This window comes from Streptomyces sp. NPDC027189, from assembly GCF_055566975.1.
In genome coordinates, this window is the sequence record NZ_JBVHRI010000019.1 from 166,602 (window position 1) to 180,325 (window position 13,724).

The 13,724-nt window shown below is 67.4% G+C and carries 14 protein-coding genes and 1 pseudogene; 3 read left to right on the plus strand and 12 right to left on the minus strand.

The genetic code is table 11. The annotated features are described in order from the left end of the window. Positions 1-91: 91 nt before the first annotated feature. From ACZ4RZ_RS35455 to ACZ4RZ_RS35485, 7 genes are all read right to left on the minus strand, one after another. Positions 92-340, minus strand: a complete 249-nt coding sequence (locus tag ACZ4RZ_RS35455) for a SpdD protein (protein WP_467750939.1) — start codon at positions 338-340, stop codon at positions 92-94. A 26-nt stretch (positions 341-366) separates the two neighbouring features. Beyond that, on the minus strand, positions 367-561 hold the full coding sequence (locus ACZ4RZ_RS35460) for a hypothetical protein (protein ID WP_132888888.1): 195 nt from the start codon (positions 559-561) through the stop codon (positions 367-369). Between the two features lie 16 nt (positions 562-577). Continuing rightward, complete coding sequence (locus ACZ4RZ_RS35465; RefSeq protein WP_123975881.1) at positions 578-769, minus strand: mobile element transfer protein; 192 nt, start codon at positions 767-769, stop codon at positions 578-580. Positions 770-786: 17 nt separating this feature from the next. Next, the gene (locus tag ACZ4RZ_RS35470; protein ID WP_467750940.1) at positions 787-1,398 is read right to left on the minus strand and encodes a DUF2637 domain-containing protein; all 612 of its coding nucleotides are present in this window, start codon (positions 1,396-1,398) and stop codon (positions 787-789) included. Between the two features lie 63 nt (positions 1,399-1,461). After that, on the minus strand, positions 1,462-2,841 hold the full coding sequence (locus tag ACZ4RZ_RS35475) for an FtsK/SpoIIIE domain-containing protein (protein ID WP_467750942.1): 1,380 nt from the start codon (positions 2,839-2,841) through the stop codon (positions 1,462-1,464). Next, a complete protein-coding gene (locus ACZ4RZ_RS35480; RefSeq protein ID WP_467750944.1) occupies positions 2,841-3,197 on the minus strand; it encodes an SCO3933 family regulatory protein in 357 nt (118 codons plus the stop codon). The genes ACZ4RZ_RS35475 and ACZ4RZ_RS35480 overlap by 1 nt, the downstream gene beginning before the upstream one ends. A 169-nt stretch (positions 3,198-3,366) precedes the next feature. Further along, positions 3,367-4,155 carry a GntR family transcriptional regulator gene (locus tag ACZ4RZ_RS35485; protein WP_351317021.1) on the minus strand — a complete coding sequence of 263 codons (789 nt, stop codon included), beginning with the start codon at positions 4,153-4,155 and terminating at the stop codon, positions 3,367-3,369. A 110-nt stretch (positions 4,156-4,265) separates the two neighbouring features. Between ACZ4RZ_RS35485 and ACZ4RZ_RS35490 the strand changes: the two genes are divergently transcribed. Genes ACZ4RZ_RS35490 through ACZ4RZ_RS35500 form a run of 3 tightly spaced genes read left to right on the plus strand, consistent with a single transcriptional unit; the run spans position 4,266 to position 5,528 of the window. After that, positions 4,266-4,673: an NUDIX hydrolase gene (locus tag ACZ4RZ_RS35490; protein ID WP_467750964.1), complete on the plus strand. Its 408-nt coding sequence runs from the start codon at positions 4,266-4,268 to the stop codon at positions 4,671-4,673. A 46-nt stretch (positions 4,674-4,719) separates the two neighbouring features. Next, positions 4,720-5,148 carry an ATP-binding protein gene (locus ACZ4RZ_RS35495; RefSeq protein WP_467750945.1) on the plus strand — a complete coding sequence of 143 codons (429 nt, stop codon included), beginning with the start codon at positions 4,720-4,722 and terminating at the stop codon, positions 5,146-5,148. Further along, positions 5,148-5,528 (plus strand): hypothetical protein, encoded by a 381-nt coding sequence (locus ACZ4RZ_RS35500; protein WP_467750965.1) that lies wholly within the window; start codon positions 5,148-5,150, stop codon positions 5,526-5,528. The genes ACZ4RZ_RS35495 and ACZ4RZ_RS35500 overlap by 1 nt, the downstream gene beginning before the upstream one ends. Before the next feature lie 137 nt (positions 5,529-5,665). Here the strand turns inward: ACZ4RZ_RS35500 and ACZ4RZ_RS35505 are convergent, their stop codons facing one another. The 5 genes and pseudogenes from ACZ4RZ_RS35505 to ACZ4RZ_RS35525 all read right to left on the minus strand — a co-directional run. After that, positions 5,666-6,529: a TRADD-N-associated membrane domain-containing protein gene (locus ACZ4RZ_RS35505; RefSeq protein ID WP_467750947.1), complete on the minus strand. Its 864-nt coding sequence runs from the start codon at positions 6,527-6,529 to the stop codon at positions 5,666-5,668. A 1,088-nt stretch (positions 6,530-7,617) separates the two neighbouring features. Next, positions 7,618-8,898 carry an MFS transporter gene (locus ACZ4RZ_RS35510; protein ID WP_467750949.1) on the minus strand — a complete coding sequence of 427 codons (1,281 nt, stop codon included), beginning with the start codon at positions 8,896-8,898 and terminating at the stop codon, positions 7,618-7,620. A 118-nt stretch (positions 8,899-9,016) separates the two neighbouring features. Then, complete coding sequence (locus ACZ4RZ_RS35515; protein WP_399075606.1) at positions 9,017-9,595, minus strand: TetR/AcrR family transcriptional regulator; 579 nt, start codon at positions 9,593-9,595, stop codon at positions 9,017-9,019. A 215-nt stretch (positions 9,596-9,810) separates the two neighbouring features. Continuing rightward, entirely contained in the window at positions 9,811-11,778 is a 1,968-nt protein-coding gene (locus ACZ4RZ_RS35520; protein ID WP_399075608.1) for a SpoIIE family protein phosphatase, read from the minus strand. Positions 11,779-12,476: 698 nt separating this feature from the next. Next, positions 12,477-13,574, minus strand: a pseudogene (locus ACZ4RZ_RS35525) (LacI family DNA-binding transcriptional regulator); the annotation flags it as partial. Positions 13,575-13,724 lie beyond the last annotated feature (150 nt).

Consider the following 13,724-nt stretch of genomic DNA (forward strand, 5'->3'; position numbering starts at 1 on the left):
TCCTTCTGGCTGGCTCGGTCAGGAGTGACGGGCCCCGGGGCGGCCAGATGCTGGGCGGTGTCGAAGCCGCCCCAGGGGTCGGGCAGAGGGGTTAGCGCCGGTTGTGCTCGCGCAGCAGGGAGCGCAGGACCACGGCGGCGATGGCCACGGAGATGGCCGACACAGCGACGGCGGCCAGGAGCGCGGTGAGGACCACGCCACCCGTGAGCACGGCGACGACGGCGCCGGTACTGACGGAGACGGCCGGGAGCGCGGAGCGCCGGGCGGGGGCCGGGTCGGTCGGGGTGTGGGTGTGTGCGGGCGGCGGGGTGGGGCTGTCGGGGTACTTGGGCAGGAACACGGCCGGGAAACTCCTTATCTACTCGTCTAGGCATGTGAGCCGTTTATGACCGTCACACCGCTACGGGTGCCGGATTCGATGGCGGGGGCGAGGAAGGTGTGGGAGAGCCAGAAGCCGAAGAGGGCGACCAGGACGACGATCCAGGTGCGGACGCCGAGGTACTTGACGGCCGCCCAGGCGAAGAAGCCGAGGACGACGACGAGCGGCAGGTTGAGGGTCACGGTGTTCGGAGTCCCTTCAGCGGACGGGGCAGCGGTGGGTGCGGGCGGCGAGTTCGGCGGCGGCGCGGCTGTCGTAGTCGGCGGAGAAGCCGCAGCGCGGGGCGGTGCAGGCGGCGGTGTGCTTCTCGCGGCCCCGGTCGTCGTAGGCGGTGCCGACCTGGACGGGGCCGATGCGGGTGACGTTGCGGAAGCGGCGGTTGGCGGTCACGGGTCCTGGTTCTCCTTTCAGAGCTGGGCGGCGATGGCTTCGGCCATGGGGGCCGGGACGCCGAGGCGGGCGCGGAGGGTGGGGGCGTCGATGGGGTTGCCGGTGCGGGCGTGGTGCTCGGTGGCGACCTTGCGGGCGTGCGCGACGAGCGCGGCCGGGACCGGGACGGTTGGGGGTGCGGGTGGTCGTTCTTCAGCCTGCGTCTCGGGAGTCGGTTCGGGTTCTTGCTCATGGCCGTCAGCGACCTCTACGGCGGCGGGTGCCTTCGGGGTCGTGTGGGCGAGGAGTGTGCCGCCGAGGAAGGCGACGGCTGGCCATCCGGCGACGAGGATGCGCAGCCAGGCCGGGACGTTGCCGAGGTCGAGGAGGCCAGCGGTGGCGACGTTCGCGCCGAGGGAGGCGATGAGGGCGATGACGAACCAGCACCAGGCGGCGGCTTTGGTGGTGCCGGTGCGGAGTCGGCGCCAGCCGGCGACGAGCAGCAGGTCGACGGAGACGGGGTAGGCCCAGGCTTTCCATCCGTCCTGGCCAGCGGCTGAGGCGACGTCGTGGAGGTGGGCGAAGGACAGTGCGGCGGCGATGAGCGCCTGGACGAGCACCGCGTCGACGCGGGCAGGCTGGGCGCGCATGATGCGGCTCCTTCCGGTTTCGGGCATGGGAGGGGTAGGGACACGGCGCGGCGAAGCCGGGGGTCAGTCGGTGACGGGGTGCGGCTGCACGACCGGGCCGGGTGTGGTGTGTGGTCGTACGGGGACGTCGGGCCGGAAGGGCTTGAGGGCGGGGACGTCGGGGACCAGGTCGGCCGAGTCGTGGCAGACGGTGGCAGCGTCGGCGAGGGAGCGGTAGGGGGTGCGGATGCGGGACCAGCCGCCGGAGGTGTCGCCCGCGACGGCGAGGCCGGGTGTCTCGGGGGCGATGGAGCAGGCGGCGTAGACGGCTTCGGGGGCGATGTCGCCGAGGGCCATCTTGGCGGAGGCTTCGTCGTTGACGCGGTGGCAGACGCGGCCGGTGAGCTGGGCGCGGAGCATGGTGGCTCCCTTGCCGAGTTCGGCGCCGAAGCGCTGGCCGCAGACTTCGAGGTAGATGCCGGCCGCGCGGCCGAGTTGGGCGAGGCGGATGAGCTGGGTGACCATCTCGTCGCGGCGGTCTTCGTCCTTGCGGGTGGCGGTGAGGAAGAGTTCGGCGACTTCGTCGATGAACAGGACGATGGGGGTGGGGCGTTGGGTGTCGGGCAGGCCCCAGATGTCTGAGGTGATCTCCTCGTCGGGGGCATTCGGGGCGATGCCCTGGCGGGCTTTGATCAGGTCGTATCGGTCCTCCATTACCTTGACGAGCACGGGCAACAGTTCGGCGGCTTCGTCCGGGTCGGTGGCGAGGGCGGAGAGGCGGGCGGCGAAGGGCGCCAGTTCGACGCCCCGCTTGCAGTCGATTCCCACGAGCGCAACGCCGTCCTGACGAGCGAGGCCGGAGATGAGGTGGCGCAGGTACATGGACTTGCCCGACAGGGTGGCACCGAGGGTGAGTTGGTGAGGCACGGTGCGGTAGTCGCGGACGAAGGGCACGGCGTCCTCGCGCAACGCCACCGGCACCTTCAGGAAGCCGCCACCGGTCTTGCGGGGCATCCGGACGCGGCGGAGCACGTCGTAGCCGACGAGCCGCAGTTCCACGACCCCCGGTTTGACGGTGGTGACGTACACAGCATGGACTCCCCAGGCGTGCCGCAGGCGTTCGGCCGAGGCGGCGACGTCGGCGGGTTCCTGCCCGGGAGCAAGCCGGAGGCGAAGCCGCAGCCCGGTCGAGGTGGGACGGAGGAGGCCCCGGCGGGGCGGGACCGGCCGGACCTCCCGCCGGGTGGTGGCCTTGACCGCGAGAACCCGCAGTCGGGAGGGCGCCACAGTCAGACCGCAGGCTTCCATGACGGAGCCGTACGAGCTGAGCAGGCGGACTGTGGACATCGGGCCGCCGACCGCAGACCAGTAGACCGCCGGATGCTTGGCCCGGGTGTAGGCGGCCCCGCCACCGAGCGCGGCGAGTGGACCACCCACCTCCAGAAGTGTCGTCAGGTCGGACATCAGGCGGCAGCCCCGGTGCTGGCCGGGAAGGCGGCCGGGGTGACGGCGGCGGCCCGGTAGGCGATGCCGTGACGCTGCTGCCCGTTGAACACGGACTCCCACGGCCGGGCGATGAGCCCCGGCAGCGAGACGGGCGAGCCCAGGACGAGCCCCTCGGACACGCCGCCCTCGGGAACGGTGACCTTGATCAGAGCGGACTCGCCGTCCTCGATGTAGACGACGCCGATGGTCATCAGCGCCTCGCCGCTCACCGCGTCCTTGGCGATCTCGCCGGTCTGGCGGTCGCGGACCTTCGGCTCGGGGGCCTCGGTCAGCAGGATGGTGGCGGCGGTGGTCTCCACACGGATGGTGCGCACAGCACACTCCCTATCTACTCGTCTATACATGTAGCAATCCATGAACCCGATCTCCCGGGCTCATGACGATCACCCTGCCACACAACTTGCCCACTCGTCTATACGAGTAAGCGTGTTGGGGTGTACGAGTTGAGGAAGCGTCCCCTGCGCACCACCGCAAACCTGACGATCAGGTCGCCGGAAGCTGATACGACAGCACGTAGGCGTCCGCCGCCATGACCGTGTCGCACACCTCCACAGCCCGCCCTTCAGTGTCGAAGGCGGTGCGGACCAGGTGGATCACGGGGACGCCGGCCGCGAGGTGAAGCGTCTTGACCTCGGAGGGCGAGGGCATGCGAGCGCGGATCTCTTCCTCAAAGTGGTCCAAGCGGTGGCCAAGCTCTTCCAGACGGGCGTAGATGCCGCCGGGGCCGGGGTTGGGTTCGGCGATCTGGGTGCCGCGGGCGATGTCGAGGGGGAGGTAGGAGGTCGCGAACTCCACCGGCCGCCCGTCCAGCAGATACCGGCGCCGCCGGGCCAGGACGCGCCGGACGGAGCCGAGCCGGGTAGAGACGTCCTGGCTGGCCTTCTCCTCCTTGACCTCAAGACTGTCGACCTGCGGGTGGCTGCCGGCGGCGTCGGCTTCCACGATGAACGCGGACTTGCCCTGCTCTCGGTGGCGGCGGGCGAACCGGTCGGAGGCCAGACGCCGCACGGGCGGGCGGGGCCGGACGAAGACGCCCTTGCCGTGTTCGGCGTGGACCAGGCCCTCGCCGGTGAGGACGGAGAAGGAGTTGCGGACGGTCATCCGGGAGACCCCGTAGTGCTCGACCAGCTCCGCTTCGGAGGGCAGTTTCTCGCCCTCGCGGAATCGCCCACGGTCGATCGCCTCGCGCAGCTGGTCGGCGATCTGCCGGAAGACCGCACGATCGCTCGTGGGGTCGAGATCACCGAGGAGGCCCGAAGAAAGAGGGCTCACTGTGTGTACTCCTTTAGGTATCTAGACGAGTGGGCGAGTGAAGTTGCTACGGTGGAGAGCCTAGCCATCCGGGAGGGCCGAGGAACGTGAGCACAGAACGCCCGCACTCCGTGAGCGTCGCCGGGGTCGTCGTCGACGCCCAGGGCCGTGCCCTCCTGATCCAGCGCCGCGACAACGGCAAGTGGGAGCCGCCAGGCGGTGTCCTCGAACGCGAGGAGACCATCCCCGAGGCACTGCAACGCGAAGTACTCGAAGAGACCGGCATCAAGATCGCCCTTTCGGCGACCCTGACCGGCGTCTACAAGAACATGACGGGCCTGATCGTCTCCCTGGTCTTCCGCTGCGAGGCCGCCGACGGCACGCCCACGACCGGCGACGAGACCCGCGCCCTGCGCTGGGTGACCCGTGAAGAAGTCTCCGACCTCGCCGACGAGGCGTACGCGATCCGCGTCCTGGACGCACTCGACGCAATGACCCCGCCGGCTGTCCGCGCCCACGACGGCGTGAAACTCGTCTAGCCCGAACCCGCTGCACATGGCGGCCTACCAGCATGAAGGAACTTGTATGCACGAGTATACGAGTCGAGTCCGAGTCTGGGGACTGACTTGCCCAGGATTTCCGGAAGAGGTCAGCCGGGCCCGCCGCTGGACGAGAGACATCCTGCGCGGATCGCCCCTGGCGGACGACGCGGCCCTGATCGTGAGCGAGCTGAGCACGAACGCGCTCCTCCACACGAGCAGCGGCGGGGAACGCGGGAGCTTCCACCTGGCCTTGGCGGTGGCACCGCAGGTGATCGCACTGTCGGTCACGGACGACGGCGGAGGGGACAGGGCCCCGAAGGCCGAGCACCAGGACCAGGACGCCGAGCACGGCCGGGGCCTGGGCATGGTCAGCGCCCTCGCCCACAGGGTCGTCGTCCAGGGCGCCAACGGCGGATACACCGTCACCGCGGAACTCTTCGTGAACGCCCAGCGGGGAGGCCACCCGTGCTGATGGACAAGCCCCGGCGAGGCTTCTGGTGCGAGTGCTGGACCGAGAACATCACCGACGGCATGCAGTGGCCGGCACTCCGGGCATCCTTCGACGCCTACTCAGCCCCACAGGCAGACAGGTGGGTCGCCATCGCGCTCCGCACAATCTCACCGGCACTCGACCCGGACGCCTCGGACGAAGTATGGGCCTGGCTCCACGACGGCCGCGCCGAAACCCGACGAGCCCTCCTGCGCTTACAGCCCTGCACAGTGTCAGTCACCCAGGCCAGCACACGCATCACGTGGACGATCCGGCCGGCCATCTTCCTGCCACTTGCTCACCGCCGAGGTGCCGAAATCCCAGCCTGCGCATACGCCTTCAAGCCCCACCCCGGCCACTGAAACAAGCGAACCAGCATCAAACAATCCGCAGAGATGAGAGCCAGCAGGCCGTCTTTACTGCTTCGGCCTGCTGGAGTCACGACGCCATGTCCGGTTAGCGGCTTCGACGCCACGGTGAGCGCTAGCTCGAAAGAGATTCAGCCCTGGCCCTCTATCTCCTTACTCACTCGCATAAAATTAGCCAGATCCTCCAGATTCAAAGAAGAATTCATAAACTGCAGAGTGGCCGCAGTCCTCAGTACATCTTTAAGAGAGCCATCATCAAATTTTTCCATCTGCCCTAGAGATCTCAGGACATTGAGCTCTTGCTCTCGGTCAGACCGAAGTTTATCTACTAGCTCCATCATGAGCTCCCGACCTTTATCCGCACGCCGAAAGAAAAGAAAGCTCACAGCGCCGCTAATGCCGCCAGCCGCACCCGTGATAGAGGTAGGAATAACCGAGCCCCCTCCGTTGAGCCAGAGAGAAAATGCAGACAACAGGATGGTAATAAATCCCACGACCCCAAAGACAAGACTAGAAATAAAACCAAGATTAGCCTGCGAATAGCCTTGCGCATAATACTTGAGAATGAGCCGAGCGTGACCATCTGATTGAGCTAGCGCCAGTCTAGTTAGAGGGTCGGCCGACAGGTCTTCCAGCCCATGATTCTCATGAGATAGATCACTATTCTCGACGCTCTCCGCCGCCGAGCTCGACAAACCAAGAGCCCCTGCAAGCTCGGCCTCAACCGCCTCAGGACTTCCATTCGCCAGGTTCTTTGACAGCCACTTCGGAGCTCCAGCGAGGACCGGCGGCAATGCCGCAACCAGCAATGCTACACATAGAAGTGCATAGATTGAGATCCAGTCGGGAGAATTCGGGTTCACAAAATGTTCCCGGTCGTAGAAATCACGCAAATAATCAGAAGCCCCCCAAACAGCCAATAAATAGCCAACGGGACTACTGCGGAAATAGTGAAAAAGTATCCAACCGTCAGCCGCCGAAGTAGCGGAGTCCAACCCGGACGATCGCGCGATATCCTAATTAGCGAGAATATCGATCCACCGGCGAAGACGGTAATCGCCACCCAGGGGGCGACGTTAAAAAAGAAGCGCGTGAAAGGGTACGTCTCTTGAGTAGAAAGGCTATCTATCCTTGAAGCGACATCGAGAGCGGGGAATGCCAAAAGCCCTGCGATCACCAGGATGCATGGAATCAGAAATCTCTTTGTTAGATCACCCATCAGACACGCCCCCTTCTTCCGACGCGCAAGAAGCGCCGCTAGAGCAGGGTAGCGTCGTCTCAGAGGATTTTGGATCTAATCCGCGAAAGATGCCCCCTCACTGCATGGCACTCCAACCGGCTCCAGACTTGCCGCCGACTCCACTGATCGCCACGTCCGTGGAGACAGCCCTCCGAACAGGCCCTATCAGGAACGCGCAGCCATGCCGCTCCAAGCGCAGTGTCAAGCGTCAAGTGAAGCCGCTGCGTCAGCATCAACCGAGACAAGACAAGGCGCGCTCGCCGGAGTGAGTTACAACTTTCTCTACTAGTTCAAGCCCCGGCTGCGCTCCGCTCCGCCGGGCGCGCTTCCCGGCTCCGCTGCGCGCTGCGCTCCTGCCTCCGGCCCGCTCCGCGCACGCTGCGCCGACGCGCGCCCACGTATGGATAGGGCCGGTGGCCATGAGTCGAGCACCGCATAGCGCGGCCAACGGTCAAAGCATGCCTCCGGCGGGGGCGCTCAGGCTCCGAGATGGACGGGGCGCCGTTCGCGAGTGCCGGCCGAGTTGTGGCGTGCGCGGGGAGCTCCCATCCCGTCCGCCATCGACCCAGGCAAAGCCGAGCAGCCGCGGCCCAGGGCGTCAAGGTCGTTCGTACAGTGGCGCGCTCCACCTTGACGCCCTGAACCACGACCGCTCCACGGTGTGTGGGCCGACGGCAGACGGGATGGGAGCTGGGGAAGGTGGGGTTGAGCAACACGGGTACCGTTCGGCTCCGCCTGGCAACTTGCCACCTCTCTCCACGGACAAATAGCTAAACCCATCAAAGGTCAACTTTGCCGGGGTCGTGGGCGCCAGCCTGGAGCGATTCCGATAGCGCTGAATGCTCACTTACGGTCAACGGTTTCGTGGACGCCGTCCGCGGCGCGCTGCGCGGCGGGGGCTGAACGGGCCGCGACGCCGTCAGCCACCCGGAATCCGGGACGCCGCGTGCGCGACAGCATGACCAGACCCATGAGGAGCGCCGCGCCGAAGAAGACGCTGAAGGACGCGGCGCCGGTGAGCAGGCCCGTCGGCAGTCCGTGCGCGGTGACGACCCAGCCGAGTACGGGCGCTCCGACACCTTGGGCGAGGTAGCCGGCGAGGTAGCCGCCGGACACCATGCTCGCGCGGTGGTGCGGCGCCGCGTAGGTGTTGAGGACGGTCAGTCCGCCGGCGAAGTCGAAGGCGTAGGCCGCGCCCGCGCACGCCGAGGCGAGGAGGAAGACCGCCATCGAGTGGGTGGCGCTGGTGACGACGAAGAGCCACACCGCGGCGACCGACCCGGCTGCGCCGACCGTCACCAGGGTCCACGGCCTCAGGCGCCGGGCCAGCAGGGCGCTGACCGCGATGAACGCCGCGAACACCGACAGCAGCGCGCCGGTGACCAGGGCGTTGGTCGAACCCGCCAGCTGGTGGGCGATCTTCGCGCCGAGCGGCAGCACGATTGCGCCGAGGAGGAAGGACGACGCGAACGCGAACGCGCCGGAGGCGAAGACCCCGCGGTTGCCCCGGGGGATGATGATCGCGCGCATGCGCCACCGGGTGCTCGTCTCGTTCGCGGTGTGGTGCGGCATGCCTGCAACGAAGCAGACGACGACCGCGATCACGGCGGCGAGGACGAAGAAGTTCAGGTGCAGCGGGAAGGGGGCGTACTGGGTCAGGGCGCCGCCGACCAGCATGGCCAGGGCGATACCGGACGAGGAGACGGCCGTGCCGACCGATCCGGCGCGTCCTTCCTTGCCCGGGGCGCTGAACTCCACAATGGCCACGCTTGCGGGGCTCAGGGACAGGCCGACGCCGAGGCCCATGAACGCCCGCCCGGCCAGGAGCCAGGGGACGCCGTCGGCGAATGCGAAGAGGAGCACCCCGGCGAGTTCGGCCAGCAGGCCGAGCAGCATGGCGGACCGCCGCCCGATGTGGTCGGACAGGTCGCTGAAGACGATCAGAACGGGGATCAGCGCGATCGGATACGCGGCGAAGATCCAGGTCACCGTGGTCGTCGAGACGTGCCAGTCGGCCTGGTAGAGCGGATAGGTCATGGTGGGGCACGCGCTGGTCCAGAGTGCGAGGGCGACGACGGCGCCCGCGGTCCAGAAGGCGGCACGGGTATTGAGGAAAGGTTGCACGGAAACACCATTCTTGAACTCGAGGTACAAAACAAGGGCAGACGGGACCCAGGTGCGGGCACGCCAGGGGTCAGTGGGTGACGTCAGGGGCCAGAGCCCGAAAGTGGGGGGCCGACGGTCACAGGGAGTCGATCACCGCGTCGATGATGCGGGCCGGCCGGTCCGCATCATCGGCGACGCGCACCGCGAGCCGCAGCCCCACCACCGTGTTCTGCAGCATGGCGGCCAGGCTGGCGGGGTCACGTTCGGGCGAGATCTCCCCCGAGCGCTGCCCCTCCTCGATCACGGCACGGAAGGCGCTCTCATTGCGCTCGAAGGCGCGGCGGACGAGATCGGTCGCCACCTCGTCGGTCCGCGCCACTACCGCCGCCGTGTTCACTGCCATGCAGCCGCGGCGGTCCGGGTCAGCCAGATCCGTCCGCACGAGGGTCTCAAGAGCCCTGCGCAGGCGCGCCTTCGCCGGTCCGGGTTCCTCGAGCGCCTGCAGCAGCACGCTCGTCTGCCGTTCGCGATAGCGCCGGAGCGCCTGCTCGAACAGGCCGCGTTTGCTGCCGAAGGTGTTGTAGAGGCTGCCTTTTCCGATCCCGAGGGCGTCCACCAGGTCCTGGGGTGTGGTGGACGCATAACCCTTCCGCCAGAACACCTCCATGGCCTGTTCCACGGCGACGTCCGGGTCGAACTGCTTGGGTCTTGTCATGCGGGCGACCCTAACATGCAATTAGACCTCCAGGTCAAAAACCCTCGACTGTGGCGAGCGCCAACGAATTAGGGGCGGGCGCCGGCGAACACGCAGGTCAGCGTCTCGCCAGGTCAGACCGCATCCGGTTACGCGATCTTCCAAACTGGGGCTTTAGGTGGTGACTGGGGCAGGAGGGCCCCTCCGCGGCCTTGGCTGTGAGGACGCGGGCGCCGTCATGTGCGTCGGATGACCAGAACGGCCACGTCGTCGAGATGGTCCACCGCCACCGCGGCGTCGAGGACGCGGTCGGCGGTCTCTTCGGCGTCCAGTCCGTCGTGGACGGCTTGGGCGGCTAGTGTTCCGGCTCGTTCCAGTCCGGCTTCCAGCGTCAGGCCCGGTCCTTCGACCACGCCGTCGGTGACCATGACCAGCGAGCTGTCGTCGTCCAGGGTGAAGGTCTCCTCGCGGTATTCGGTGCCGGGCAGGACGCCCAGGACCGGCCCGCCCGGCAGCTCGCGGACCTCGTGGCTGCCGTCTCTGTGTGCGCACAGCAGCGGCACATGGCCGGCGCTGGTGCCGGTGACCTGTCCATCGTGCGGGTCGATGTGCAGCAGAGTGCAGCTGGCGAATCGTGCGGGGGCGGTCGTGACGAGTAGCTCGTTGGTGCGGGTCAGCACGGTTCCGGGATCCGGTTCCTGGGCGGCGATCGCGCGCAGGGACAAGCGGACCTGTCCCATGAAGGCGGCGGCGTCCACGTCGTGCCCCTGGACGTCGCCGATCTCCAGTGCGATCGCACCGTCGGGCATCATGAAGGCGTCGTACCAGTCTCCGCCGATGTCCAGCCCGTCCCGGCTGGGTCGGTAGCGGGCGGCGACCTCCAGGCCCGGGAGATGCTCGGGCAGCGCGGGGAGCATGGTCTGCTGCAGCGCCGTGGCCAGCTCGACGTGTGCCTGTTGCAACCTGATCCGCTTGAGTGCCTGGCCGGCCAGGCGAGCCAGCGTGCCCACGAGGGTCTGCTCATCCAGGGACAACAGGTATCCGCGGGGGTAGAGCATCGACCAGGCCCCGAGTGCCTGATCGCCGGGCTCGCTGAGGGGGGTGATCGAGACGGCGTAGTCGGAGCCGAGCTGGATGAACTGCAGAAGTGGGGCGTGCGGCCAGCGGCGGGTGAAGTCCTCCCGGTCGGTGATGAACTGCGGCTTGCCGGTACGGATGGCCTCAGACAGCGGGATCGGCTGGTCCAGCCGCAGGCCGTGCAGGGCCTCGACCGCGCGCATGTCTCTCCTGGCATCGGTGGAGATGCACAGGCGGTTGTCGTCGACGAGTGCGAGCACGGTGCCGAAGGCGCCGAAGGTCGCGGCGAGCCGGGTCAGAACGACCTGCTGCAGTTCCTGCTCCGTGGCTGCGGTGATCAAAGCGGAGGAGAAGTCGGCGGTGTCCTTGGCGCGCTGTCGCTCGGCAGTCAGCGCGGCCTGCGCCTTCTGCTTGCGCTTCTCCTGCCTGGTGTCGTCGCGGACCACCACGAAGATCCGTTCGGGGCCGTCAAAGCCCAGCTGGAGCCGACTGACTTGAACGGCCAGTCGGTGCCAGCCGTCGTGCGCGGTGTGGTACCGCTGCCTCACCCAGGGGGACCGCTGGATGGAGGCCGAGCGCAGGAGCTGCTGGAAGGCCTCCCTGTCGTCGGGGTGTATCGCCGAGATTATTTTGGACATCGGCGCAGTTGGATCCGGGACGAGCGCGACCAGGCTGGGTAGGCCACCGAGCCACTCCAGCTGGTCCCTCTCAGGTGAATACATCCACAGGCCGAGGCCGGCGGCCGCGGTGGCCAGCCGGAACGGGATCAGCAGGCTGGCCAGGTCGTTTCGTGCATCCAGGACGCGCACCCATATCAGCCGCTTGTCACCCGCGGGATCCTTCACTTGTCGCGCCTCAAACAAACAGGTCACGGGAATTCCGTGCTGCCCGGGAAAGTGCAGCTCCCGCATCGCGACCGCATCCGCCCTGGCGGCGTGGGCCACCAGACTTTCGGCCGACATCCGCTGGCTTGCAGGCCACAGGTCCACGAAGTCACGTCCCAGGCACTGCTCCGCCGGCCTGCCCAGCGCCGTAGCCATAGCAGCGTTGAGGCGGCGCACGGCACCGTCCAGCGTCAGAAGAGCCGACGGGCAAGCCCTTCGATGAAGTTCGTCCAAGGCGTCCATCTGTGGCTCCCTGGCGCATACCAAAACAGCCTCTTCAGCTATATTCGCGCATTTTGCTGTGATGTCTCAATAAAGGGGGTGTCCGACCGCCTGCGTCGAGTGACGACGGCAGGAACTTGGTGGAGGCAGTTCGGTGACACGGTCGCTGAGTGCCAGCGCCCCTAGCGGCGACCTCGCTCTCGCGGAGACGGCCCTGGGCGGACGCGATCTGGATCATGTCGGCGACGAGCGGGCAGTCTTCTGGGCCGTCTCTGGGCCGTGCGAGGCCGACCGAAGCTGACAGAGGACGCCCACGGGTGACCGCCCCCACCCCGCTCTGGCCTGGGCTGGCGGAGTTGATCTGCGACACTGGAAGGGTTATGCCGAAGCCCGGAGAACTGAGTTGACGTGCGGCAGTTCCCGCGCACCGGGTCGCACCAGGTGAGTGTCTAACTGCGTGACAACGTCCACGAACAACGGCGGACGAACGCGGACGCCTGCGGACCATCAGCACAGGTGAAGGACACTCCAGCCCAAGGTGGCACGCTCGCCCAAGTTGCTTCGGGACGAAGAGGTCGTGGGTTCAAATCCCGCCACCCCGACAGCTGAAACACCAGGTCAGGGCCGGTTTCCCTTCACGGGAAACCGGCCCTGACTCGTTCAGCAGGGTCCCTGGGGAGTGAATGGGGAGTGGATCAAGGAAAATCGACTCCCCAACGTCACTCGTGACTCGCTCTCAGCAGCGCATCGAGCGCGCGCACTGGTGACCGCGGGTGCATGGCAGACCGTGCCGCCAACGCCCCCTCCCACTGCTCGGTCAGTTCGTCCATGAGCCGGTTCCTCATCCGCGCTGTGATGTGCGAGTAGCGGGCTTGCACCGAGCCATCCTCGTGTCCCATCCGTTCATCCATGAGTTTGGGCGGGGTCCCGAGCTCCTCCATGACTGTCTTATGGGAGTGCCTGAGCCCGTGCGGAGTGAGACCCCGTGCGATCGGCAGCCAGCACGCGTCGGCACGGCCCGAGGCATTCCGGCCCCGCGCCGGTACCCCCGGCCAGGGGTGCGCCATCACGGGTACGGGGTGTGCCTCCTGCGGGGCCTTCTTCGGGTACCACCCCGTCGTGGCCGGGTGAAACAGCCAGGTCCCGAAACCGGTACGGCGCCAGTGTGCGGCCGTCTCTCCCGTCTGGCCCGCACGGACGTAGCCGAGTTCCGCGATGGCTGTCTCCACCCTGATCCGCGTTCGCTCCGCGACCATGTCCGGACGGTTCAGCACGTTCGAGACCGTTGCCGCAGAGACCTCGGCGCGGCGGGCGACGTCGACCAACTTTGCGCCGACGTGCCGGGCAGCACCGTTGGCGGGACCGTGGCCACGGAATACGTAGGTGTGCTCGTGGCACGGGCAGGGTGCCGACCCGGTCCGGGCGATATGGCCTGCGACCAAGGCAGACAGCCACTTCGGCGTGTCGATGGTCCGGTAGGAGTCGTCCTTGGGTGGGCAGCGCTCGAACTCCCCCGAGTCGAGCTCGTAAAGCTGCCACTCCACCCGCACCGATGCGGGGCGGACGAACTTGCGCTCCAAGCCGACGATTTCGCCCCATCGCATGCCGGTGTAGCCCTTCAGGACCACGGCTACGAATTCGTCGTCACGGCCAGACAGCAGCGAAGCGCGCTCGGCTGTCAGCAGGATTCCGAGAGCGTCGGTCACCACCTTCTCGGGGCCGCGGTTCCGAGAGCGTCCGGCACGCTTGCCTCGGCCGCGCCGCTTGGCTGCCGGGTTGGAATCGCGAAGTCCTTCATCCACGGCATCGGCGAGGGTCTGATGCACGATCGGGTGACATCTGAACTGGCTTGCCCTGTAGGGCGGGTGGGAGGGATGTCGCTGTGCCCAAGCCTTATCCGGAAGAGTTCCGCGAGGACGTCGTACGGGTCGCGAGGAACCGCGGCCCGGGCGTGACGGTCGAGCAGG

Bases quoted from the DNA above. Each gene is read 5' to 3' on its own strand.
- ACZ4RZ_RS35470 (WP_467750940.1), bottom strand. From the start codon at position 1,398: ATGCGCGCCCAGCCTGCCCGCGTCGACGCGGTGCTCGTCCAGGCGCTC.
- ACZ4RZ_RS35475 (WP_467750942.1), bottom strand. From the start codon at position 2,841: ATGTCCGACCTGACGACACTTCTGGAGGTGGGTGGTCCACTCGCCGCG.
- ACZ4RZ_RS35495 (WP_467750945.1), top strand. From the start codon at position 4,720: ATGCACGAGTATACGAGTCGAGTCCGAGTCTGGGGACTGACTTGCCCA.
- ACZ4RZ_RS35500 (WP_467750965.1), top strand. From the start codon at position 5,148: ATGGACAAGCCCCGGCGAGGCTTCTGGTGCGAGTGCTGGACCGAGAAC.
- ACZ4RZ_RS35515 (WP_399075606.1), bottom strand. From the start codon at position 9,595: ATGACAAGACCCAAGCAGTTCGACCCGGACGTCGCCGTGGAACAGGCC.
- ACZ4RZ_RS35520 (WP_399075608.1), bottom strand. From the start codon at position 11,778: ATGGACGCCTTGGACGAACTTCATCGAAGGGCTTGCCCGTCGGCTCTT.